The 22,887-nt window shown below is 73.0% G+C and carries 20 protein-coding genes; 7 read left to right on the top strand and 13 right to left on the bottom strand.

Going from position 1 to position 22,887, the window contains the following annotated elements; all coding sequences use genetic code 11:
* The first annotated feature begins 247 nt into the window (after window positions 1–247).
* Window positions 248–2,854, top strand: coding sequence for an ATP-dependent chaperone ClpB (gene clpB, locus HGA03_RS10265; protein WP_168630166.1), 2,607 nt, complete (start codon window positions 248–250; stop codon window positions 2,852–2,854).
* Window positions 2,855–2,888: 34 nt separating this feature from the next.
* On the top strand, window positions 2,889–3,572 hold the full coding sequence (locus HGA03_RS10260) for a DedA family protein (RefSeq protein ID WP_168630165.1): 684 nt from the start codon (window positions 2,889–2,891) through the stop codon (window positions 3,570–3,572).
* Here the strand turns inward: HGA03_RS10260 and HGA03_RS10255 are convergent.
* The 7 genes from HGA03_RS10255 to HGA03_RS10225 all read right to left on the bottom strand — a co-directional run bounded on the left by HGA03_RS10255 (window position 3,563) and on the right by HGA03_RS10225 (window position 13,074).
* Window positions 3,563–4,651, bottom strand: coding sequence for an FAD-dependent oxidoreductase (locus HGA03_RS10255; RefSeq protein ID WP_168630164.1), 1,089 nt, complete (start codon window positions 4,649–4,651; stop codon window positions 3,563–3,565). The two genes, HGA03_RS10260 and HGA03_RS10255, sit on opposite strands and share 10 nt — an antisense overlap.
* Window positions 4,652–4,769: 118 nt before the next feature.
* Window positions 4,770–5,822: a 4Fe-4S dicluster domain-containing protein gene (locus HGA03_RS19345; protein WP_168630163.1), complete on the bottom strand. Its 1,053-nt coding sequence runs from the start codon at window positions 5,820–5,822 to the stop codon at window positions 4,770–4,772.
* Entirely contained in the window at window positions 5,819–6,484 is a 666-nt protein-coding gene (locus tag HGA03_RS18900; protein WP_168630162.1) for a TorD/DmsD family molecular chaperone, read from the bottom strand. Before HGA03_RS18900 ends, HGA03_RS19345 begins: the two co-directional genes overlap by 4 nt.
* Complete coding sequence (locus HGA03_RS10240) at window positions 6,481–8,916, bottom strand: DMSO/selenate family reductase complex A subunit (RefSeq protein ID WP_168630161.1); 2,436 nt, start codon at window positions 8,914–8,916, stop codon at window positions 6,481–6,483. The genes HGA03_RS18900 and HGA03_RS10240 overlap by 4 nt, the downstream gene beginning before the upstream one ends.
* 37 nt (window positions 8,917–8,953) lie before the next feature.
* Complete coding sequence (locus HGA03_RS10235; protein WP_168630160.1) at window positions 8,954–9,874, bottom strand: dimethyl sulfoxide reductase anchor subunit family protein; 921 nt, start codon at window positions 9,872–9,874, stop codon at window positions 8,954–8,956.
* Window positions 9,875–9,877: 3 nt separating this feature from the next.
* Window positions 9,878–10,501 (bottom strand): DMSO/selenate family reductase complex B subunit, encoded by a 624-nt coding sequence (locus tag HGA03_RS10230; RefSeq protein WP_239073418.1) that lies wholly within the window; start codon window positions 10,499–10,501, stop codon window positions 9,878–9,880.
* A 329-nt stretch (window positions 10,502–10,830) separates the two neighbouring features.
* Complete coding sequence (locus HGA03_RS10225) at window positions 10,831–13,074, bottom strand: aryl-beta-d-glycosidase (RefSeq protein ID WP_168630158.1); 2,244 nt, start codon at window positions 13,072–13,074, stop codon at window positions 10,831–10,833.
* 141 nt (window positions 13,075–13,215) lie between these two features.
* Between HGA03_RS10225 and HGA03_RS10220 the strand changes: the two genes are divergently transcribed.
* A complete protein-coding gene (locus HGA03_RS10220; RefSeq protein WP_203767027.1) occupies window positions 13,216–13,815 on the top strand; it encodes a TetR/AcrR family transcriptional regulator in 600 nt (199 codons plus the stop codon).
* 3 nt (window positions 13,816–13,818) lie between these two features.
* On the opposite strand, the gene HGA03_RS10215 is transcribed toward HGA03_RS10220, so the two are convergent.
* Complete coding sequence (locus tag HGA03_RS10215; RefSeq protein ID WP_168630156.1) at window positions 13,819–14,922, bottom strand: DUF4190 domain-containing protein; 1,104 nt, start codon at window positions 14,920–14,922, stop codon at window positions 13,819–13,821.
* Between the two features lie 72 nt (window positions 14,923–14,994).
* Window positions 14,995–15,792, bottom strand: coding sequence for an exodeoxyribonuclease III (locus HGA03_RS10210; RefSeq protein ID WP_168630155.1), 798 nt, complete (start codon window positions 15,790–15,792; stop codon window positions 14,995–14,997).
* A gap of 81 nt (window positions 15,793–15,873) precedes the next feature.
* On the opposite strand from HGA03_RS10210, the gene HGA03_RS10205 reads away from it, so the two are divergent.
* Both HGA03_RS10205 and pyrE read left to right on the top strand, forming a co-directional pair.
* Complete coding sequence (locus HGA03_RS10205) at window positions 15,874–16,644, top strand: SDR family NAD(P)-dependent oxidoreductase (RefSeq protein ID WP_168630154.1); 771 nt, start codon at window positions 15,874–15,876, stop codon at window positions 16,642–16,644.
* A gap of 29 nt (window positions 16,645–16,673) precedes the next feature.
* Window positions 16,674–17,237 (top strand): orotate phosphoribosyltransferase, encoded by a 564-nt coding sequence (gene pyrE, locus HGA03_RS10200; RefSeq protein WP_168630333.1) that lies wholly within the window; start codon window positions 16,674–16,676, stop codon window positions 17,235–17,237.
* 244 nt (window positions 17,238–17,481) lie between these two features.
* Here pyrE and HGA03_RS10195 read toward each other — a convergent pair whose 3' ends face one another.
* From HGA03_RS10195 to HGA03_RS10180, 4 genes are all read right to left on the bottom strand, one after another.
* Window positions 17,482–18,612, bottom strand: coding sequence for a TIGR04053 family radical SAM/SPASM domain-containing protein (locus HGA03_RS10195; RefSeq protein WP_239073419.1), 1,131 nt, complete (start codon window positions 18,610–18,612; stop codon window positions 17,482–17,484).
* Between the two features lie 94 nt (window positions 18,613–18,706).
* Window positions 18,707–19,471: a YwiC-like family protein gene (locus HGA03_RS10190; protein WP_168630153.1), complete on the bottom strand. Its 765-nt coding sequence runs from the start codon at window positions 19,469–19,471 to the stop codon at window positions 18,707–18,709.
* A 7-nt stretch (window positions 19,472–19,478) separates the two neighbouring features.
* On the bottom strand, window positions 19,479–20,240 hold the full coding sequence (locus HGA03_RS10185; protein ID WP_168630331.1) for an HAD-IIA family hydrolase: 762 nt from the start codon (window positions 20,238–20,240) through the stop codon (window positions 19,479–19,481).
* 32 nt (window positions 20,241–20,272) lie between these two features.
* A complete protein-coding gene (locus HGA03_RS10180) occupies window positions 20,273–21,037 on the bottom strand; it encodes a VTT domain-containing protein (RefSeq protein WP_168630152.1) in 765 nt (254 codons plus the stop codon).
* An 88-nt stretch (window positions 21,038–21,125) separates the two neighbouring features.
* On the opposite strand from HGA03_RS10180, the gene HGA03_RS10175 reads away from it, so the two are divergent.
* Together HGA03_RS10175 and fbaA are read left to right on the top strand one after the other, a co-directional pair.
* Window positions 21,126–21,737 (top strand): TrmH family RNA methyltransferase, encoded by a 612-nt coding sequence (locus HGA03_RS10175; protein WP_308439719.1) that lies wholly within the window; start codon window positions 21,126–21,128, stop codon window positions 21,735–21,737.
* 111 nt (window positions 21,738–21,848) lie between these two features.
* Entirely contained in the window at window positions 21,849–22,871 is a 1,023-nt protein-coding gene (fbaA, locus tag HGA03_RS10170; protein ID WP_168630150.1) for a class II fructose-bisphosphate aldolase, read from the top strand.
* Window positions 22,872–22,887: the final 16 nt, after the last annotated feature.

Below are 22,887 nucleotides of genomic sequence, written 5' to 3'. Positions count from 1 at the left end.
GTTATGTCCCGATCTGGAATCGACGAAATCCGACATAAGCCCGGCGCGGGGATGTGTCAGGCAGGTGACGGGCGGGCGTCCAGGGCGTCACGGGCGGCCGTGACAACAGTCATGTCGCCGTTGTCACCCGCTCGGCTCGCGGAGCAAGGTTGAGCGGAATAGACTCAACTTCGCTCGGGTTGAACCCCTCAGACGTGCCGAGCCCGGTGGCCCGGCCAGCAGGAACCACACGCACGGAGGGACACAGTTGGACGCCAAGTTCACCACCAAGTCGCAGGAGGCCATCGGCGACGCCATCCAGCAGGCGACCGCCGCGGGCAACCCCCAGATCGAGCCCGCCCACCTGCTGAACGCCCTGCTCCAGCAGGACGGCGGCGTGGCGAACGGGCTGCTGGACGCGGTCGGCGCCGACCGCCAGCTGCTCGGCCGCTCGGTGCGCGCCGTCCTGGTCGGCCTGCCCAGCGCCACCGGCTCCACCGCCACCCCGCCCACCGCCTCGCGCGCGCTCGCCACGGTGCTGGACACCGCCTCGGACGAGGCCCGCTCGCTCGGGGACGACTACGTCTCCACCGAGCACCTGCTGATCGCGCTGGCCGCCGGGCAGACCGGCGTCGCCGACGCGCTGCGTGGCCAGGGCGCCTCCCGGGACGCGCTGCTCGCCGCCCTGCCCTCGGTGCGCGGCACCGGCAAGGTCAGCAGCCCGAACCCGGAGGGCACCTTCAAGGCACTGGAGCAGTACGGCGTCGACCTCACCCAGCGCGCCGCCGACGGCAAGCTGGACCCGGTGATCGGCCGTGACTCCGAGATCCGCCGGGTGATCCAGGTGCTGTCCCGCCGGACCAAGAACAACCCGGTGCTGATCGGCGAGCCCGGCGTGGGCAAGACCGCCGTGGTCGAGGGCCTGGCCCAGCGGATCGTGGCCGGTGACGTGCCCGAGTCACTGCGCGGCAAGCGCCTGATCTCCCTCGACCTGGCGGCGATGGTCGCCGGGGCGAAGTACCGCGGCGAGTTCGAGGAGCGGTTGAAGGCCGTCCTGGAGGAGATCACCTCCTCCGAGGGCGAGGTCGTCACCTTCATCGACGAGCTGCACACCGTGGTCGGTGCCGGGGCCGGCGGCGAGGGCGCGATGGACGCCGGCAACATGCTCAAGCCGATGCTGGCCCGCGGCGAGCTGCGGCTGGTCGGCGCCACCACCCTGGATGAGTACCGGGAGCGGATCGAGAAGGACCCCGCCCTGGAGCGCCGGTTCCAGCAGGTGTTCGTCGGCGAGCCGTCGGTGGAGGACACCGTCGCGATCCTGCGCGGACTGAAGGAGCGGTACGAGGCGCACCACAAGGTGACCATCTCCGACGCCGCCCTGGTCGCCGCCGCCGGGTTGTCCGACCGGTACATCACCGGCCGCCAGCTCCCGGACAAGGCGATCGACCTGGTGGACGAGGCCGCGTCCCGGCTCCGGATGGAGCTGGACTCCTCCCCGGTGGAGATCGACGAGCTGCAGCGTGCGGTCACCCGGCTGGAGATGGAGGAGGTCGTGCTCTCCGAGGCCGACGACCCGGCCAGCCGGGAGCGGCTGGAGAAGCTGCGCGCCGACCTGGCCGACCGCCGCGAGGAGCTCGCCGGGCTGACCGCCCGCTGGGAGTCCGAGAAGGCCAGCCACAACCAGGTCGGCGACCTCAAGGCGAAGCTGGACGAGCTGCGGTCGGCCGCCGACCGGGCCCAGCGCGAGGGTGATCTGGCCGCGGCCGGCCGGCTGTTGTACGGCGAGATCCCGGCGATCGAGAAGCAGATCGCGGAGGCGGAGCAGGCCGAGCAGGCCCCGCAGCCCGAGGCGCCGATGATCGCGGACAAGGTCGGCCCGGACGAGATCGCCGAGGTGGTCGCCGCCTGGACCGGCATCCCGGCCGGCCGGCTGCTGGAGGGCGAGACCGCCAAGCTGCTGCGGATGGAGGAGGTGCTCGGCGAGCGCCTGATCGGCCAGAAGACCGCCGTGGCCGCGGTGTCGGACGCCGTGCGCCGGGCCCGGGCGGGCATCTCCGACCCGGACCGTCCGACCGGCTCCTTCCTGTTCCTCGGCCCCACCGGCGTCGGCAAGACCGAGCTCGCCAAGGCCCTGGCCGACTTCCTCTTCGACGACGAGCGGGCGATGGTCCGGATCGACATGTCGGAGTACGCCGAGCGGCACGCGGTGGCCCGGCTGATCGGTGCCCCGCCGGGGTACGTCGGCTACGAGGAAGGTGGTCAGCTCACCGAGGCGGTGCGGCGCCGGCCCTACTCGGTGCTGCTGCTGGACGAGGTGGAGAAGGCGCACCCGGAGGTCTTCGACATCCTGTTGCAGGTGCTGGACGACGGCCGGCTGACCGACGGCCAGGGCCGCACGGTCGACTTCCGGAACGTGATCCTGATCCTCACCTCCAACCTCGGTTCGCAGTTCCTGGCCGACCCGCTGATGGAGCAGTCCGCCAAGGAGGACGCCGTGATGGGGGTGGTCCGGCAGCAGTTCAAGCCGGAGTTCCTCAACCGGCTCGACGACGTGGTGATGTTCCAGCCGCTGACCCTGGCCGAGATCACCGAGATCGTCGACCTGCAGGTGGCCTCGCTGGCCGCCCGGCTCAAGGACCGTCGGCTGCACCTGGAGGTCACCCCGGCCGCCCGGGAGTGGCTGGCGATCGAGGGCTTCGACCCGGCCTACGGTGCCCGGCCGCTGCGCCGGCTGGTCCAGCGCGAGATCGGCGACCGGCTGGCCCGGCTGCTGCTCGCCGGACAGGTGCACGACGGCGACACCGTGCGGGTGGACCGCCCGGTCGGCGAGGTGTCCGGGCTGGAACTGACCCGTGTGGAGCCAGTGAACGACTGAGTGCTCGGCCACCGGCCATGTGAGTATCGGGGTGATGAACCCGACCCTCACCCTGGCCGGTGGCCCAGCCGTGTCCCTGTCCGCTGCCGCGAGCGGCGGTGCCGAGCTCACCGGTCTGGCCGGGTGGGTGGTGAGCGTCGTCGAGGCCCTCGGCCCACTGGGTGTCGGCCTGCTGGTCGCCCTGGAGAACCTGTTCCCGCCCATCCCGTCCGAGGTGGTGCTCCCGGTGGCCGGCTACGTGGCCTCCCAGGGGCACATGTCGCTGTTCTGGGCGATCACCGGCGCCACCCTGGGTGCGGTGACCGGGGCACTGGCGCTCTACCTGCTCGGTGCCTGGTTCGGCCGCGAGCGGTTGCGGCGCTGGCTGGACCGGATGCCGCTGATGGAGGTCGAGGACCTGGACCGGGCGGAGAGCTGGTTCGAGCGGCACGGCGGCCAGGCGGTGCTGATCGGCCGCTGCGTGCCGGTGGTCCGGTCGCTGGTGTCGATCCCGGCGGGCCTGGAAAAGATGCCGCTGCCGAAGTTCCTGCTGTACACCACGATCGGCTCGGCGGTCTGGAACAGTGCGCTGGTCACCGCCGGGTACGTGCTCGGCGCCCAGTGGGAGGACGTCGGGCACTACTCGGACTGGATCAACTACACCGTGTACGCGGTGATCGTGATCCTGGTGGCGAAGTTCGTGATCGGCCGCCTGCGCCGCCGTCGCCCTCAGAGCTGACCGAACAGCTCCGCGACATCGGTGCTGAACAGGTCCTGGCCCTTGATCCGGCTGGTCTCCTCGGCGCCCAGGATCCGGTGCCGGCCCTCGGCGTCGACGATCTGCGAGGCACCACCACGGGTGCCCAGCGGCAGCACGATCCGCTCCGGCTCCGGCTCGTGGGTGGCGACCGCCGGCTCACCGGCGATCAGCGACCGGATGTTGACCGCGACGACGTCGGCGTGCGCCCGGGCGGCCGAGGCGCGCTTGGACTCCGGCACGTCGGTGACGTCCCCGACCGCGAACACCGTCGGCAGCCCGCGCACCTGCAACGTCGGCTCCACCCGCAGCTGGCCCAGCCCGTCGCGGCGATCGGCCAGGTCCCCGGCGAAGTAGCCGCTGTCGGCCTGGTTGCCGTAGCAGCGGAACCACATCTGGGCCTCGATCCGCACCCCGTCCTGGGTGTCCACCGCGAACGGCCCGTAGACACCGACATCCACCGGCGGCAGGTAGCCCAGCCGGGAGCCGAGCACGAAGTCCACCCCGGTCAGCTGCTCGCGGATCGCGGTGCGCAGCTCCGGCAGGTACTCCCCGGTGCTGAGCGCGTCCGGCTCCTTGTCGACCACGGTGATCGCCAGGTCGGGGTAGCGCTCGCGCAGCTCGCCGACCAGTTCCAGGCCGACCGGTCCGGCGCCGACCACCAGCACCCGCTCGGCGGCGGCCAGGCCCTCGCGCATCCGGGCCAGCCGGGCCCGGGCGACCCCGGTCTCGGACTCGATGAACTTGGCGGGGAACGGGTAGGCGGTGCCGGTCGCCAGCACCAGGTAGTCCGCCTCGACCGTGCGGCCGTCCGCGAGCTGCACCCGGTCGGGCACCGCGCGCTCCACCCGCTGGTGCAGCACCGTGCCGCGCTCCAGCAGCCGGTCGTAGGGGATGAACACCCGCTCCTCCCACGCCGGGTCGACCGCCGCCCGCAGCGCCGCGGAGGCGTGCACGAAGGCGTCCTTCGGTTCGATCAGCGTCACGTCGGCATCACCGTCCAGCAGCGACGCGACCCGCGCGCCCCCGTAACCGCCGCCGACCACCACGACCCGTGCCATCTCGCACCCCTCGTCCCCGGGTGCCCGCGCACCCGCCACGGTCAGCCTCTCATCGTCCCCGGCCCCGGCGCAGGGACCAGCGCCCCACCGCGGGCGTGACGGGTCCCACACGCCGGGCTCAGCGGGTCCCGCGGACCGCCCCGGCTGGGCCCAGGTTGTGCAGCGTCGACCCGAACGGGTTCCGCCGCCGCTCGGCGCACACCGGGCACAGCCCGTCGCCGGACACCACCGACACCGCCACCGCGGCCCGGCACCGGCGGCAGGTGGTCACCGGCAGCACCGCCAGCTCCCGGGTGCCGGTGCGGTCGCCGGGTGCCAGTACCCCGGCCCGGTGGAGTGCGCCCGCCGGGCAGATCGCGACGCAGATCCCGCAGTCGGTGCAGGACAGGGGCGCCTGGTGCAGCCGGGCCGGGCCGCCATCCGGGTCCACCACCAGGGCCAGGGCGTGCTCCGGGCAGCTGCGGGCGCACACCCCGCAGGCGGTGCAGTCGTCGGCGACCAGCTCGGCGGCGGGGAGCACGTCGAGGGCCGGGGAAGCGGTGCCGATGGGCTCCGAGGGGGTGGCCGGGGGCGGCGCCGACCTCGGCCCCGCCACCCGCCCCGGGTCCAGCCCCAGCGCCGCCAGCGTCGCCAGCAGCCGCCCCCGCTCGGTGACCGGCCGCCCGTAGGCGCCGGGCCGGCGGGTGCGGGACAGCGGGGCGATCACCCCGCGCCGGGGCAGGTCGAGCCGCTCGACGCCCAGCACCGGCGCCCGCCACACCCGGCCCCACCGCCGTCGCCGGACCATTGCCCGGGGGGCCAGCGCGTCGACGCCGGGCGGCCGGGGTGCACCGGACAGCAGGGCGCGCGCCCGGTCCAGGGCGGGCAACCCCGGGTGGGCCGGGACCGACACCGCCCGGGCGCCGGCCAGGGCGAGTTCCAGCCAGCCGGACACCGGCAGCGTGGCCGCGCAGACCGGCAGCGCGATCACCACCACGCCGGGATGCGGGACGGTCACCGGTTCGGCGCCGGTCGCCGCGCAGCAGGCCAGCACCAGATCGGCCGGCTCCGGGCGCAGGGCCAGCCAGCGCAGCAGCGGCGCGAGCCGGTCGGAGGCGACCTCCGCCCCGGTGGGCGCCCCGGTGGCCGCCCGCAGTGCCTCCGCCGCCCGGGGGGAGGGGCCGTCGGTCATCGGTCCGGCTTGTCGGGCACCAGGGTCCGGGTGGCCTCGGCGAGCACGCCGTCGACCAGCGCGGCCGTCCCGCGGTAGAAGTCGGTCCGGGCATGCTCGGCGATCAGGGCGGTGACGTCGCCGGCCCAGCACAGCACGTGCTCGGTCAGGAAGGTCTGCTGGGTGGCGAGCAGGGCGTCTAGCAGGCCGACGTCCCCGGCATCGATCGCGTCCAGCGCCCGCACGCTCAGTAGGCTGAGGAAGTCCAGCTCCAGGCCCAGGTGATCGTCCGGTTCTCGGTTCAGCGCCGGGGCGACCCGGCCGAGTCGCCGGTAGACCTCCCGCACCTGCGCGGTCTGCTCGTCGAAGACCAGGTGGTCGGCGGTCCGGTGCACCGACTCGTACGGCGGGGCCAGCGGGTGACCGGGACCGACGAACAGTCGCTGGAAGTCCCGTCCCAGATCGAGCGCCGGGGCCCGGGTGCCGTCGAGCAGCAGGCGCACTCCCTCGGCGGAGCGGTCGTCCCGCAGCGGCCAGCCGGCCAGCAGCCCGGGCTCGCGCAGCCGGGCGATCAGGTCCGGGTCCGGTGGGGCCAGCAGCAGCCGGGAGGTGAAGGCGTAGCACCCGGCCAGCACGTCCAGCCGTTCCGCCAGGGCACCCCGGCCGGTGTCGACCCCGGTCACACCCGCTCCACCTGGACCAGGTTGGTGTGCTGGGCATTGCCCTTGGCCAGCGGCGAGGGGTGCAGACTGGTCAGGGTGTTGGTGCTGCCGCCCACGTCCACGCCGTCCGCATCCGGGTCGAACCAGGCACCCTGCGGCACCGACACCACACCCGGGGCGATCCTCGGGGTGACCCGCACCCGGATCCGGATCCGGCCGCGGTCGTTGAACACCTCGGTGGTGTCCCCGTTGCCGATCCCGCGGGCGTCGGCGTCGGTGGGGTGCATCCACATCTGCTGTGGGTGCGCCTCCTGCAGCCACGGGACGTTGCCGTAGCTGGAGTGGGTGCGCGACTTGTAGTGGTGGCCGATCATCTGCAACGGGTAGACCTCCCGCAGCGGGTCCTCCGGGCCCTCCCGGGACTCGACGTACTCCGGCAGGGCGGTGATCCGGTCGCCGTCCGGCAGGGTCCAGGTCTCGGCGATCTCCTGCAATTGCTGGGAGTAGATCTCGATCTTGCCCGACGGGGTGTCCAGCGGGTTCGCCTCCGGGTCTTCGCGGAAGTCCCGCAACGGGATCAGCGGACCGTCCGGGTTGGTCTCCTTGTAGATCCCCTGCCGGCGGAACTCGTCGAAGGCGGGCACGCCGGGGCTTAGCTCCCGGGTCTCGGCGACGATCTCCCGGACCCAGTCCTCCTGGGACTTGCCCTCGGTGAAGTCGTCCTCGACACCGAGCTCGGCGGCGATGCCGGTCAGGATCTCGTACACCGGGCGGCACTCCCACGGCGGGTCGATCGCCCGGTCCGCGAAGATCAGGTAGCCCAGGTTCCCGGCCCGCTGCTGCTGGCCCAGGTCGACCTGCTCCGCGGTCATCGCGTCCGGCAGCAGGATGTCGGCGTACCGGGCCGAGACCGTCATGTGCGACTCGATCACCACGATGTGCAGGTCGTCCGGCTCGGCCAGGATCTCCCCGGTCCGGTTGATGTCCCCGTGCTGATTCACCAGGGCGTTGCCGGCGTACTGCCAGATGAACCGGATCGGCGCGGTCAGGCGGTCGGCGCCCCGGATGCCGTCGGAGGTGGCAGTCATCTCGGTCCAGCGGTAGATCGCGTCGGTCCAGTTGAAGTTGGACACCGAGGTCTCGACCGGGTTCTCCAGGGTGGGGAAGGCGGCGGTCGCCATCGAGGTGAAGCCCTCGCGTCCGCCGGTGCCACCGCCCGGGATGCCGATCTGGCCGATCATCGCCGCCAGGGTGAACACCGCGCGGGCCGAGTTCTCCCCGTTGTGGTGCCGCTGCGGGCCCCAGCCCTGGTTGATGCAGCACGGCTTGGTCAGGGCGATCTCCCGCGCCAGCCGGACGATGGTGTCCGCCGGGATGCCGGTGACCCCGGCGGCCCACTGCGGGGTCTTCGCCACCCCGTCCGGTCCCTCGCCCAGCACGTAGGCCCGGTAGGAGGAACCCGGTGCCGCCTCGGCGGGCAGGTGGTCCTCGTCGAAGCCGACGCAGTAGCGGTCCAGGAACTCCTGGTCGTGCAGGTCCTCGTCGATCATGACGTGGGCCAGCCCGGCGACCAGGGCGGCGTCGGTGTTCGGCCGGATCGGCACCCACTCGTCGCCCATGGTGACCGCGGTGTCGGTGTAGCGCGGGTCGATCACGATGGTGCGGATCCCGGCCTCGCGCCGGGCGGTCTGGCTGGTGAACAGGTCGCCGCCACCGCTCATCCGGGTCTCGTGCGGGTTGTTGCCGAACATCACGAACAGTTTGGTGTTGACCAGGTCGTCGAAGCTGTTGCCGTCGGTCCAGCCGCCGTAGTGGAACGGGTAGGCGGAGGTGATCTGGGCGGTGGAGTAGTCGGAGTAGTGGTTGAGGTAGCCGCCCATCAGGTTCATCAGCCGCGCGACACCGGTGCTGGCCGGCGGCCAGGAGCAGGCGACCGTGGCGCCGAGCACCCCGGTGCCGTAGTTCAGGTAGACCGCCTCGTTGCCGTAGGTGTCCAGCGTCGCGGTCAGCCGCTCGGCGACCTCCTGGAAGGCCTCCTCCCAGCTGATCCGCTCGAACTCGCCCGAGCCCCGCGGCCCAACCCGGCGCATCGGGTACCGCAACCGGTCGGTGGCGTAGATCCGCTGCCGGACCGCGCGCCCGCGCACACAGGCCCGGATCTGCTGGGTGCCGACCGCGTCGTCGCCGGTGGGGTCGGCGTCCACCCGGGTCACCCGGCCGTCCTGCACGGTGAGCAGCAACGGGCAGCGCGAGCCGCAGTTGACCATGCAGGCGCTCCACACCTGCCGGCTGCCGTCCGAGGCGGCCCGGGGAGTCGCACCGGCCTCGCTGATCGGCAGCAGTCCGTAGTGTGCGGCGCCACCGGCGACGGCGACCGCACCACCGGCGGCGGCACTCCACTTCACGAAGCTGCGGCGGGTGACCGGGGCGGCCAGGACAGGGGTGTCGGTCATCGGTTCTCTCCTTCACCGAGCGGGGCGGCGGACACGGTCAGATCCCGATCCGGCCGTAGGAGCTGAAGAACAGGACCCGGCCCAGCACCTCGGCGGCCAGCACCAGGACGAAGGCGCTGCTCGCGGCGATCAGCAGCAAGCGGTCGGCGCCCCGGGCGGCCACCCGGTACAGGAAGATGCCGAGCACCCCGGCACCGAGCACGCCCAGCGCCAGCCGCAGGATCAGCCAGGCACCCCCGGCGGTGGCGATGGTCGCCATCGACCCGGCCGCCGCGGGGGAGCCGTCCGTGGCCACCTGGGCGATCCAGGCCGGGACCGCGATCGCCTCCACGCCGAGCAGCACGATGCAGGCCACCCCGATGCCGCGCAGCGTCCCGCGGATCAGGCCGGCCACCACCACGTCGGGGTCCCCGCCGCGGCGCCGGCGCACCGCCTGGGTGCAGACGAAGGCGGTGCCGATCGCCAGCGACCCGAGCAGGAAGCTGGTGGCGAAGAACGTCACCGGTGTGGTCCAGGAGTTCCAGGCCGGGACGGTCGGGATCAGGTAGACGTTCGCGGTCGCCCACAGGAAGACCAGGCCGACCAGGGCGGTCACCGCGGCCAGCACCTGGCGCAGCACCGGGCCGAACCAGCCGCGCCACTGGCAGATCGCGAACGCGGCACCGAGGCCGGTGAAGGCGCAGCCGGTGAGGATCTCCCGGGACAACCAGGACGACCCCAGGTGGTTGAGCACGTTCAGGGCGTTGATCGGATTGCCCAGGTGGATCATCGAGACCAGCAGCGCGGCGACCATCACCGGGCCGATCGCGTACAGCGCCGGGGTGGTGAGCCGGTCGACGGTGGCGGCGTCGTGCCGGCGGCGGGCGACCACCTGGACCACGCCGAGCACGACGAACGCGCCGACCGCCATCTGGCTGAGCAGGGTGAACAGGATCAGGGGCAGCTCGTGGACGTTCACGGGTCAGATCTCCTCGGGGTCCGCGATCGCGCCGGTCGCGGCGTCGGAGGGTTCGGCGTGCCGGTGCGGGGTGATCACCAGGTTCGGCCGGGTGATCGACGGATCGGGCAGCGGCGCGACATCCGCCCGGTCGCCGTACCGCGCCCGCAGGTCCTCGATCTCCCCGAACTGCAGTACCCGGGACGGGCAGGCCGCCACGCACGCCGGGTCCTTGCCCTCGGCCAGGTAGTCGGCGCAGAAGTCACACTTGCTCATCCGGCCGGTCTCGGCGTTGAACTGGGGTGCCGAGTAGGGGCAGGCCCACTCGCAGAACCGGCAGCCCACGCACTTGTCCGGGTCGACCGAGACGATGCCGTCCTCGCCCTTGTGCATCGCGGTGGTCGGGCAGACCCGCACGCAGATCGGGTCCTCGCAGTGGTTGCAGGAGATCGAGGTGTAGTAGCTGAACACGTTCGGGGTGAAGGTGCCCCGCTCGGGGTCGGTGGACCAGGCACCGCCGGTGTACTCGACCACCCGCCGCCAGGTGACGCCCACCGGCAGGTCGTTCTTGTCCTTGCAGGCGATGGTGCAGGCCTTGCAGCCGGTGCAGTACTCCTGGTCGATGTAGAAGCCCAGTTGCTTCGCCACGGTCGATACCTCCGGCGCGCGGGTGATGTGGCCGGGCGCCCCCCGGGCCCGACACCGGCGGGGGATGCCGGACATCAGCGGCCGGCATCCCCCGCTCGGGCCACCTGACGCGGGGGCGCCGGCGGATCCACGGGGTCGGGACCAGTCTGGGAAGAACGGTGCCCGGCGACGGGGGCCCAAGGTCCCCTGTGAGGTCGTGACGGGGAAAACCGCAGGTCGGAGGCTCGAACAAGCGCAGATCGATACGCTTTTGAAATAGAGAATGGTCACGGCGCAAAAAGCGAACGGGCCCGCCGCGGTGATCCGCGACGGGCCCGTTGCCGGGTCGATCAGAGCCGGGCGAGCAGTCCGGGCAGCCCGTCCGGGCCGGGGTCGATCATCCCGAAGCCGATCAGCGACCGCAGCGGCGCGTCCCCGAGCATCGCGCCCATCTCCGAGTCGGCCATCCCCTCCGGCAGCAGGGCGGTCAGCACCGGCGCCCCGGCGGGGTGGGCCAGCCACTCGTTGAAGGTGGACTCGGTGTCCAGCGGGAGGACGATCTCCTCCCCGGCGACCTGGACCTCGGCCACGGCGCGGATGTCCCGGGAGGACGCGCCGGCCTCGATCACGGTCCGCCCGCCGCCGACCACCCAGCGCCGCAGCGCCGGGTGCCAGTAGGACAGGTCCCGCCCGGTCAGCTCGATCTGCACCCGGGTGGACTCACCCGGCGCCAGCTCGACCTTGGCGAAGCCCTTGAGCTCGCGCACCGGCCGCAGCACCGCCGCCTCCGGGTCGCCGACATAGACCTGCACGACCTCGGCCCCCGCCCGCTGCCCGGTGTTGGTCACCGTGACCGACACCCGGATCGAGCTGTCCGCGCCGGTGCCGGTGACCTCGGCGGTCAGGTCGTCGTAGCCGAAGCTGGTGTAGGACAGTCCGTGGCCGAACGGGTAGGCGACGTCGACCAGGCGGGTGTCGTACCAGCGGTAGCCGATCAGCAGGCCCTCGCCGTAGCGGACCTGGCCGGCCTCGCCCGGGAAGTTGCCGAAGGCCGGGGTGTCCTCGATCCGGTGCGGGATGGTCTCCGCCAGCCGGCCGGACGGGTTGCGCACGCCGAGCAGCAGGTCGGCCACCGCCGAGCCACCGGCCTGGCCGCCGAGCCAGCACTCCAGCACCGCGGCGGCGTCGTCCTGCCACTCCACGGTGACCGCCGACCCGTTGGACAGCACCACCGCCACCCGCGGGTTGACCGCGGCGACCGCGCGCAGCACGGCGATCTGGTTGGCGGGCAGCCCCAGGTGGGTGCGGTCGTAGCCCTCGGACTCGTCCGGTGCGGGCAGGCCCAGGAACAGCAGCACGGTGCCCGCGTTCCGGGCCACCTCGACCGCCTCGGCCAGCAGCGCGTCGTCGTCCGCGTCCTGCGACCCGGCGACCCCGGCGACCGAGAACCCGGCGGCGAACGGCAGCTCGGTGCCGGTGGCGGTGCGCAGGGCGGTCAGCGCGTCGTCCAACCGGGTCGGGTTCACCTGCGAGGATCCGGCGCCCTGGTAGCGCGGGGTACGGGCGAACTCACCGATCACCACCGCCCGTGCGGCGTCCTCGGCGGCGAGCGGGAGCATGCCGTCGTTCTTCAGCAGCACCGACCCGGCCGCGGCGGCCTCGCGGGCCAGCTCGTGGTGGGCCGGGTGATCGATCTCGCCCGGCTCGGCCAGGGCGGGCAGCGCGCGGGCGATCATGGTCAGCACCCGGCGCACGGCCACGTCCAGCACGGCCTCGTCCAGCTCACCGGTCCGGACGGCGGCGACCACCTCGGCGTCGGTCCGCCCGCCGGTGGCCGGCATCTCCAGGTCCAGGCCGGCAGCCAGCGCGGCGACCCGGTCGAAGACGGCGCCCCAGTCGGAGACCACCAGGCCCTCGAAGCCCCACTCGTCCCGCAGGACCTCGGTCAGCAACCAGTGGTTCTGCGAGGCGTAGGTGCCGTTGATCCGGTTGTAGGAGCACATCACCGTCCACGGCTGCGCCTCCGTCACCACCCGCTCGAAGGCCGGGAAGTAGATCTCCCGCAGCGTGCGCTCGTCGACCTCGGCGGAGACCCGCATCCGGTCGGACTCCTGGTTGTTCACCGCGAAGTGCTTCAGCGAGGTGCCCACCCCCTCGCTCTGCACCCCGGCGACCAGGGCCGCGCCGAGCTCACCGGCCAGCGCCGGGTCCTCGGCCAGGTACTCGAAGTTTCGGCCGCAGAGCGGGGAGCGCTTCATGTTGATGCCGGGGCCGAGCAGCACGGCCACGTCGTTGGCGCGGGTCTCCCGGCCCAGTGCGGCACCGACCCGGCGGAGCAGATCGGCGTCCCAGGTCGAACCGAGCGCCGCGGCCGGCGGGAAGCAGGTGGCCGGCACCGAGTCGCCCAGCCCCAGGTGGTCGGCGGAGGTGGCCTGCTTGCGCAGCCCGTGCGGGCCGTCGGTCACCATCACTGCCGGCACGCCGAGCCGCTGTGCGGAGTCGGTGTGCCAGAAGTCGGAGCCGGAGGTCAGCGCCGCCTTCTCCTCCAGGGTGAGCTCGGCCAGAACGCGCTCGACATCGAAGACGTCGGTCATGTGCACCTCCGCGTGCGATCGGCCCGGGGGTCGGTCGCCGGGCGGGTGGGACTAACCTACCGCTCGGTCGGGTTTGTGCCCAGCCCGGGGCGCACGCGGATGCCACAATCGGGGCCGACGGCAACGGAGAGGGACGGGCGAGTGAGCACCGAGGCATTGCCCGGCTACGCCAAGGGGCGGGCCAAGAAGGCGGAGATCCTGGCACAGGCGGTGGCCATCTTCGGCGAGTCCGGCTACCGAGGGGCCAGCCTGCGTGACATCGCCGCCCGGTGCGGCATCTCCCACCCCGGCCTGCTGCACCACTTCCCGACCAAGGAGGCGCTGCTGCTCGCGGTGCTGGAACAGCGGGACGAGGCCGATCAGGCCCGGATGTCCGGCGCCGGCTCCCGCGGTGTCGACACCCTGCGCCGCACCGTCGACCTGGTCCGGGTGAACAGCGAGCGGCGCGGCATCGTCGAGCTGTTCGCCGTGGTCTCGGCCGAGGCGACCGCCCCCGACCACCCGGCCCACGAGTACTTCGTCGCGCGCTACGACCGCAGTGTGGACGTCACCGCCGCCGCCTACCGCGAGGCCCAGGAGGACGGGCAGTTGCTCGCCGGCGTCGACCCGATTAACGCCGGGCGCCAGCTGATCGCCGTGATGGACGGCCTGCAGGTGCAGTGGCTGCTGTCCGACGGCGCGATCGACATGGTCGAGCCGGTCCGGGCCCTGGTGCAGGCGAACCTCACCGTCCCGCTCTGACCCTCACCACCCGGTGCTGAACGCCCAGAACAGGAACCCGAACAGCAGCGCCAGCAGCACCAGGCCCAGCGTCCCCACCCCGCCGAGCACCACACCGGTGATCGCCAGGCCCTTGCCCTCCGCGCCGGTGCGCCGGATCCGGGACAGCGACCAGATCCCCAGCCCGAGACCCACCGGGGCGGCGAGCAGCAACGGGCCGAACAGCAGCGCCAGCACCAGGGCGGCGCCGCTGGTGGAGATCGAGGCGATCGCCAGGCCGTCGTAGGGGCGGGACTGGGGCCAGGCGGCGGGGTAGGCCTGGCCGGGGTAGGCCTGCGCGGGGTAGGCCTGGCCGGGGTAGGGGTGACCCTGGCCGGGGTAGCTCTGTCCGGGGTAGGCCTGACCCGGGTATGCCTGGCTCGGGTATCCCGGTTCGGGGTGCGCCTGGCCCGGGTAGCTCTGGCCCGGATAGCTCTGGCCCGGGTACGTCTGGCCGGGGTATGCCGGTGCGGGCGGAGTGGCGGGTGCAACCGGGACCACGGCGCCGGGTGAGGTGAGGGCTGGGCCGGCTGGGGTGCTCTCCGGCGCGAACCGCGACGGCGGCGGCGGGACCGGGCTGGGCTGGTGTGCGCCGGAGCCGGAGCCGGAGCCGAAACCGGGCTGGGCGGAGCCGGAGCCGAAACCGGAGCCGGCCTGGGCGGTGCCGGAGCCGAAACCGGAGCCGGCCTGGGCGGTGCCGGAGCCGAAACCGGGCTGGGCTGAGCCGAAGCCGGTCTGGGCGGTGCCGGAGCCGAAGCCGGGCTGGGCTGAGCCGGAGCCCGAGCCGGAGCCGAAACCGGTCTGGGCGGTGCCGGACGACGAAGTGGCCGGGGCGGTCCCCGGCGCGGCGAACCCGGGCCGGCCGACACCCGCGCCGGGCTCACCGGCCGCAGGCGTCCACCCGCCCGGCGTCACCCCGAACCCGGTCGGGGCCGGCGGCGGCTGGTACCCGGGCAGCTCGGCCTCCGGCGTGCCGGGTGCGTCCGGCGCCGCGGTGCTCGCTCCGGGGTCGTCCTGCGCGGGCGTGGTCTCGGCTGCCGGGCCGTAGGGCGAGCGGCGCTCGGGCACGCTCGGCTCGTCGCTGGTCATAGCGGGCAACCTAGCTCAGCGGCCCGCCACTGCGGCACTGGTCGGCGAGCGTCATCCGGATGCCCGAGCGGTTCAGGCGGCTTCGGCGATATCCAGCACCACCGGCACGTGGTCGGAGGCGCCCTTGCCCTTGCGCTCGTTGCGCTCGATCGACACATCGGTGACCCGGACCGCCAGAGTGGGGGAGGCCCAGGTGAAGTCGATCCGCATGCCCTGGTTCTTCGGGAACCGCAGCTGCTGGTAGTCCCAGTACGTGTACGTGTGCTCGGCCGGCAGGTGCTGGCGGGAGACCTCGGTGTACCCGGCCTCGGCGAAGGCGGCGAATGCCTCCCGCTCGGCCGGGGTGACGTGGGTCCGCCCGGCGAAGACGTCGATGTCCCACACGTCGGTGTCCAGCGGCGCCACGTTCCAGTCGCCGACCAGCGCCACCGGCCGGGCCGGGTCCTCGGTCAGCCAGCGGGCGGACTCGGCGCGCAGCGCCTCCAGCCAGCGCAGCTTGTAGTCGAAGTGCGGGTCGTCGATCTCCCGGCCGTTGGGGATGTACAGGCTCCACACCCGGACCCCGCCGCAGGAGGCGCCCAGTGCCCGGGCCTCGGTCACCGGGTCCTCGCCCCAGCCGGGCTGCCCGGCGAAGGCCCGCTCCACATCCGTGATGCCGACCCGGGAGGCGATCGCCACGCCGTTCCACTGGCTGAACCCGCTGGTGACCACCTCGTACCCGGCCTGCTCGAAGGCTTCGCGCGGGAACTGCTCGTCCTTGCACTTGGTCTCCTGCATCGCGAGCACGTCGGTGCCCGACCGCTCCAGGAAGTCGATCACGCGGTCGACGCGGGCACGGATCGAGTTCACGTTCCAGGTGGCGAGGCGCATGACCGGCACGCTACCCGGCCGGACCCACAGCGCGCCGCCGCCCGGACAGCCGGGCACGGCAGCCCTGCGTAGGCTGGCGGGATGGGAACCGCACTCGTCACCGGCGCCTCGGCCGGGCTGGGCCTGGAGTTCGCCTGGCAGCTGGCCACCGCCCGTCATGACGTCGTCCTGGTCGCCCGGGACGCCGAGAAGCTGGAGCGCCTGGCCGCCCAACTCCGGGCCGCCGCCGGGATCCAGGTCGAGGTCCTGCCGGCCGACCTGACCGACCGCGACCAAGTGGAGCGGGTGGCCGACCGGCTGCGGGCCGAGGAGCGCCCGGTGGGGCTGCTGGTGAACAACGCCGGACTGGGGCTGCACCAGCGGTTCGTGACCGGTGACCTGGCCCGGGAGGAGGCGGCGCTGGACCTGATGGTCCGGGCGGTGCTGGTGTTGTCCCGTGCGGCCGCCGAGCCGATGGTCCGCCGCGGCCGGGGCGCGATCCTCAACGTCGCGTCGGTGGCCGCACTGACCGCCGGCGGCACCTACTCCGCGCACAAGGCCTGGGTCCGGACCTTCACCGAGGGGCTGGCCGCCGAGCTGCACGGCACCGGGGTGACCGCCACCGCGCTCTGCCCGGGACTGACCCACACCGAGTTCCACGAGCGCGCCGGGATCGACCAGAAGGTGCCGGAGATCGCCTGGCTGAGCGCCGAGCGGGTCGTGTCGACCGCACTGGCCGACGTCCGCCGCGGCGCGGTGATCTCCACCCCGAGCCTGCGCTACCGGGCGGCCTCCGCGCTGCTGCGGGTGCTGCCGCGGTCGGCGGTGCGGCGGCTGGACGAGCCCCGCCGGGTGCTCGGGTTCGGCGACTGACCCGTACCCTGGCGGTCGTGAATACCGCGATGTCCCCGACCCCGCGCGAGCAGCTGCGCGACCTGATCACCGAGCTGGCCGTCGTCCGCGGCAAGGTCACGCTCTCCTCCGGCAAGGAGGCCGACTACTACGTCGACCTGCGCCGGATCACCCTGCACCACCGGGCCGCCCCGCTGGTCGGCCACGTGCTGCTGGACCACCTGGAGGAGGCCGGGCTGGGCACCGCCGACATCGAGGCGGTCGGCGGCCTGACCCTGGGCGCCGACCCGGTCGCCACCGCCCTGCTGCACGCCGCCGCCTCCCGCGGCCAGGACCTGGACGCCTTCGTGGTGCGCAAGGAGGCCAAGGCGCACGGGATGCAGCGCCGCATCGAGGGCCCGGACATCGCCGGCCGCCCGGTGGTGATCCTGGAGGACACCTCGACCACCGGCGGGTCGCCGATCACCGCGCTGGAGGCCGCCCGGGAGGCCGGGGCCGACGTCCGCGGAGTGGCCGTGATCGTGGACCGGGACACCGGCGCGCAGCAGAAGATCGAGGCCTACGGCGTGCCGTACCACTACCTGTTCAGCCTGGCGGACCTCGGCCTGGCCTGATCGGCCGGGCGCTCCACCCGCCACGACCCTCGCTCGGGACCGCCGTCCTCATCGAGAGTGCACGAATGCACGCTTCCCAGCCCGGGAGGCGTGCATTCGTGCACTCTCGGCGAGGAGAGGCGAGGCGAGACGAGACGAGGCGGGGTGAGACGAGACGGGGCGAGGAGAGGCGAGACGGGGCGAGGCGAAGCGGGGACGCGCGGCGGAGTCGGTTGGGAGGACTCGGGCGCGTTCGGCGCGAGGGTCAGGCGACCGAGTCGAACGGGCAGGCGGTGTCCTCGCCCAGCGGGTCGCCGGTGGCCGCGTAGGCCCGGGCTCGCGATCCGCCGCACAGGTCGGCGTAGCCGCAGCTCCCGCATCGGCCGGTGAACTCGGCGGCCCGGATCCGGCGCAGCAGCGGATCGTCCCGGTAGATCTCGGCCAGCGCTCGCTCGCGCACGTTTCCCAGGGCGAGCGGCAGGAAGCCGGCCGGGTTCACCTCGCCGTCGTGCGCGACGAACACGATCCCCTTGCCGTCCCGGGTCGCCGCGGTGTGCGCCGACGACCGCTCGCGGGGCGGGCCGAGCAGCTCGACCAGCCGGTCCGACAGCCGCCGATAGGTCGCGGACTCTGGCACCGGTCCCCCGGCCCGGCGCTCCGCGACCACCCGGCGGAAGAACGGCGCCTCCACCGTGCGCACGATGAACCCGTAGTGCGAGGCGTCGTGCAGCAGGTGGCAGGCGTCCAGGTGCTCGGCCGGGGTGATCGAGCCGGCGCTGGTGCCGCGGCCGGTCTCCACCAGGAAGAACACCTCCCAGATCCTGGCGCCGGTGCGGGCCACCACCTCGGCGACATCCGCGAGCTCGTGCAGGTTGGATCGCATCACCACGGTGTTGATCTGGACGTCCAGCCCGGCGGCCACGAACGCCTCGATCGCCGCCACGGTGTCCGCGTAGTGCCGGGGCACCGCCCGGACGCCCTCGTGGGTGGCCGCGGTCGCCCCGTCCAGGCTCACCGACACCGCCCGCACCCCGCTGGCGGCGATCCGGTCCACGACGGCCGGGGTGAGCCGCGGGGTCACGGCGGGGGCCAGCGCGGTCGGGATGCCCAGGTCCACCGCGTGCTCGACCAGCTCGAACAGGTCGGGCCGGGTCAGGCAGTCGCCGCCGGTGATCACCAGGATCGGGTGCGGACGGCCGAAGCCGGCGATCTGGTCGATCAGCGCCAGTCCCTCGGCCGGGTCGAGCTCACCGGGCAGCGGTTCGGTCAGGGCGCTGGCCCGGCAGTGCCGGCAGGCGACGCCGCAGGCGCGGGTGGCCTCCCAGAACACCAGCATCGGGCGCTGGGCGAAGTCGACCTTCGAGCGGGGTGCGCCGGCGGCGGACGGGTGGGACACGGGGGCTCCTCGGCTGGCGGCTGCGGGACCGGCCCGACGCTAACCCCGCCGGTCCGGCACCCGCCCGGGCCTAGGTCCCGTCCGCCGCAGCGGCTCAGACCACCACCAGGGTCACCGCGACCACCGCCACGGTCGCCACCACCTCGCCCGCGCCCACCACGGCCGGTCGCAGCCGGCCGGCCCGGGGCAGCAGGACCGCGCGCAGCAGCAGTGCCGCCGCGACCGGCACCAGCCACCAGCACCGGGACGCCGTCCAGGAAGCCCCGAGCGCCCCGGCCAGCAGCATCGCGTGATACCCGACCGAGATCCGGTAGGTGCCGGCCTTGCCGCGGTCCCGGATCATCGTCTTGACGTAGGGCACGGTGCCGAGGAAGTAGGCGAACAGCAGCCCGGCCGCCGTCCACGCCCGGGCGTCACCGGCCCACTCCGCCCGGCCCAGCCCGGCGGCCACCACCGTCATCAGGCAGGCCGCGAGCACGGTCACCGTGTCGTTCAGCCAGGACCTGTCCCGCCGCCGGGCCGAGCAGACCAGCGACACCGTCAGCAGCACCGCGTACACCGGTGCCCAGCGCAGCAGACCGGGGTGGGTGACCAGCAGGGCCCCGCCCAGCACCAACAGCGCGGCGCCGTGGCCGAGCACCGGCGCCCGGTACCGGGCCTTGCGGCCGGAGCGCAGCCAGCGGGCGGTGGCGAAGTAGGCGCAGTACGCGGACAGCCAGGCCGCCGTGAGCAGCAGGTGCCACCAGTTCGGCCGGCCGACCAGCGCGCCGACCAGCGGGGGTGCGGCCAGCATCGCCCAGGCGCCGTGCTGGTCCGGGATCCAGCCCTTGGGCAGGCGGCGTCGCGGGGCGCTGCTCATCGGCGGCTCAGCCCGCGGCGGCCCAGTCCGGCACCCGCTCGGCCAGGTCCGCGATCGAGTCGACGACCTGGGTCGGCCGGAACGGGTAGCGGGCGACGTCCTCCGGCCGGGTGGAACCGGTCAGCACCAGGAAGGTCCGCAGCCCGGCCTCGATCCCGGCGACCACGTCGGTGTCCATCCGGTCGCCGACCATCGCGGTGGTCTCGGAGTGGGCGTCGATCCGGTTCAGGGCGGAGCGGATCATCATCGGGTTCGGCTTGCCGACGAAGTACGGCTGGCGGCCGGTGGCGGCGGAGATCATCGCGGCGACCGCGCCGGTGGCGGGCAGGTCGCCCTCCTGGCTGGGGCCGGTCACATCCGGGTTGGTGGCGATGAACCGGGCCCCGCCCTGGATCAGCCGGATCGCCCGGGTGATCGCCTCGAAGGAGTAGGTCCGGGTCTCGCCCAGCACCACGAAGTCCGGGTCGGCGGAGGTCAGGGTGTACCCGGCCTCGTACAGCGCGGTGGTCAGCCCCGCCTCGCCGATCACGTAGGCCGACCCGTTCGGCATCTGGTCGGTGAGGAACTGGGCGGTGGCCAGCGCCGAGGTCCACAGCGAGGACTCCTCGATGTCGATCCCGGACCCGGCCAGCCGGGCGCGCAGGTCGCGCGGGGTGAAGATCGAGTTGTTGGTCAGCACCAGGAACGGCAACTGCGCGTCCCGCAGCGCGCGGACGAACTCGGGTGCTCCGGGCAGCGCGACCCCCTCGTGCACCAGCACGCCGTCCATGTCGGACAGCCAGGAGGAGATCGGCCGCGCGGTCACTGGCCGAAGGCCTTGCGCTCGATGTCGTCGCGGTCGCCGGCCTCGGCGGTGGTGACCGCGGGGGTCCCGGCGGCGGCCTCTCGCTTGGCGTCCCGGCGGGCGCGCAGGATCTCCACCCCCATCGGGATCACCGACACCAGCACGATCAGGACGATCAGCGCCTCGATGTTGTCCTTGACGAACTGGATGTTGCCGAGCGCGTAGCCGAGCAGCGTCACGCCCACGCCCCAGAACAGCGCGCCGAGCACGTTGAAGGAGACGAAGTGCCGGTAGCTCATCCGGCCGACCCCGGCGGCGACCGGGGCGTAGGTCCGCACGATCGGCACGAACCGGGCGATGATGATCGTCCGGCCGCCGTACTTGTCGAAGTACTTGTAGGTCTCGTCGATGTACTTCTGCTTGAAGATGCGCGAGTCCGGCCGGGAGAACAGTTTCCGCCCGGCCTTGGCCCCGATGAAGTAGGCCAGCTGGTCGCCGGTGAACGCGGCGGCGAAGATCAGCAGGCACAGCAGCCAGAGCGGGAAGTCCAGCGACTGCTGGGCCACCAGCGCCCCCGCGGTGAACAGCAGCGAGTCGCCGGGCAGCAGCGGGAACAGCAGGCCGGTCTCGATGAAGACCACGACCACGATGCCGATCAGCGCGTAGGTGCCGAAGGACTCGATCAGGTGGTCGGCGTTGAGCCAGTCCGGGCCCAGGGCCGGCCGGGGGCCGATCATCGGGAGCGTCGAGGACACAGCGGCCAGCGCTGTCGCAACAGACATGGCCACCAGGGTACGGCCGTGGGCGCAGCCGGTCGCCGGGACCGGTTGTGTGGGCCCTGTGCCGATCCTGGACTGTCAGGATGTCCCGGTGACCGATGAGGACGATCGCGAGGTGGGGGTGGGCCCCTGGACCGGGCCGCTGCCCGACGACCCTCGCTACGACCCGGAGCTGCTGGCCCACGGTGACCGGCGCAATGTCGAGGACCGGTTCCGGTACTGGACGGTGGAGGCGATCGTCGCCGAGCTGGACACCCGGCGGCACCCGTTCCACGTCGCGATCGAGAACTGGTCGCACGACCTGAACATCGGCTCCGTGGTCCGCACCGCCAACGCGTTCAACGCCGCCGGGGTGCACATCGTCGGCCGCCGGCGCTGGAACCGCCGCGGGGCGATGGTCACCGACCGCTACCTGCACGTGCAGCACCACCCGGACGCGGCGGACCTGCTCGGCTGGGCCCGCGCCCAGGGGCTGCCGGTGATCGGGATCGACAACGTGCCCGGGTCGGTGCCGATCGAGGGCTATCCGCTGCCGCGCGCGTGCGTCCTGCTGTTCGGCCAGGAGTCCACCGGGCTGACCGAGGAGGCGCAGCGGGCCGCCGAGGCGGTGCTGCACATCACCCAGTACGGCTCCACCCGGTCGATCAACGCCGGTGCGGCCGCGGCGATCGCCCTGCATTCCTGGGCGCTGCGACACGCCTGAACTGCCCGGACGGCCCACCCGGTGTCCGCGGGCCGAGGGTCCCGGCACCCCAGCGCGCAAGACGTGCCAGACTTTGACCGATAGCGAAACCTTCCGACAGGAGCTGCCGCGATGCCCATCGCAACCCCCGAGGTGTACGCCGAGATGATCGACCGGGCCAAGGCGGGCAAGTTCGCCTACCCGGCCGTGAACGTCACCTCCTCCCAGACTGTCACCGCGGCGCTGCAGGGCTTCGCCGAGGCCGAGTCCGACGGCATCCTCCAGGTGTCGGTCGGTGGCGCGGAGTACGCCTCCGGTTCCACCGTCAAGGACCGCGTCTCCGGCACCCTGGCGCTGGCCGCCTACGCCCAGGAGGTCGCGAAGGGCTACGGGATCACCGTCGCCCTGCACACCGACCACTGCGTGAAGAAGAACCTGGACTCCTGGGTCCGCCCGCTGCTGGCCCTGGAGGCCGAGCAGGTCAAGCGCGGCGAGAACCCGACCTTCCAGTCGCACATGTTCGACGGGTCGGACATCCCGCTGGACGAGAACCTGGTGATCGCCGCCGAGCTGCTCGAGCTCTCGCAGGCCGCCCGCACCATCCTCGAGATCGAGGTCGGCGTGGTCGGTGGCGAGGAGGACGGCCACGAGGCGGAGATCAACGAGAAGCTCTACACCACCGCCGAGGACGGCCTGGCCACCGTGCGTGCGCTGGGCTCCGGTGAGAAGGGCCGCTACCTGACCGCCCTGACCTTCGGCAACGTGCACGGCGTGTACAAGCCGGGTGCGGTCAAGCTGCGCCCGTCGATCCTGGCCGACATCCAGAAGGCCGTCGGTGCGGAGCTGGGCAAGGAGTCGCCCTTCGACCTGGTCTTCCACGGTGGCTCCGGTTCCACCGCGGAGGAGATCGCCGAGGCGGTCGACAACGGTGTGATCAAGATGAACATCGACACCGACACCCAGTACGCCTTCACCCGCCCGGTGGTCGGCCACATGTTCTCCAACTACGACGGCGTGCTGAAGGTCGACGGCGAGGTGGGCAACAAGAAGGCCTACGACCCGCGCGCCTGGGGCAAGCTGGCCGAGGCCGGCATGGCCGCCCGCATCGTCGAGGCCAGCCAGCAGCTGCGCTCGGCCGGTCAGCGCATGCGCTGATCACCGCTCGACACGA

Source organism: Cellulomonas denverensis (assembly GCF_012396125.1).
Classification (GTDB): Bacteria; Actinomycetota; Actinomycetes; order Actinomycetales; family Cellulomonadaceae; genus Cellulomonas; species Cellulomonas denverensis.
The sequence above is the reverse complement of the archived record's forward strand: the minus strand, read 5'-3'. Positions and strand labels throughout refer to the sequence as shown.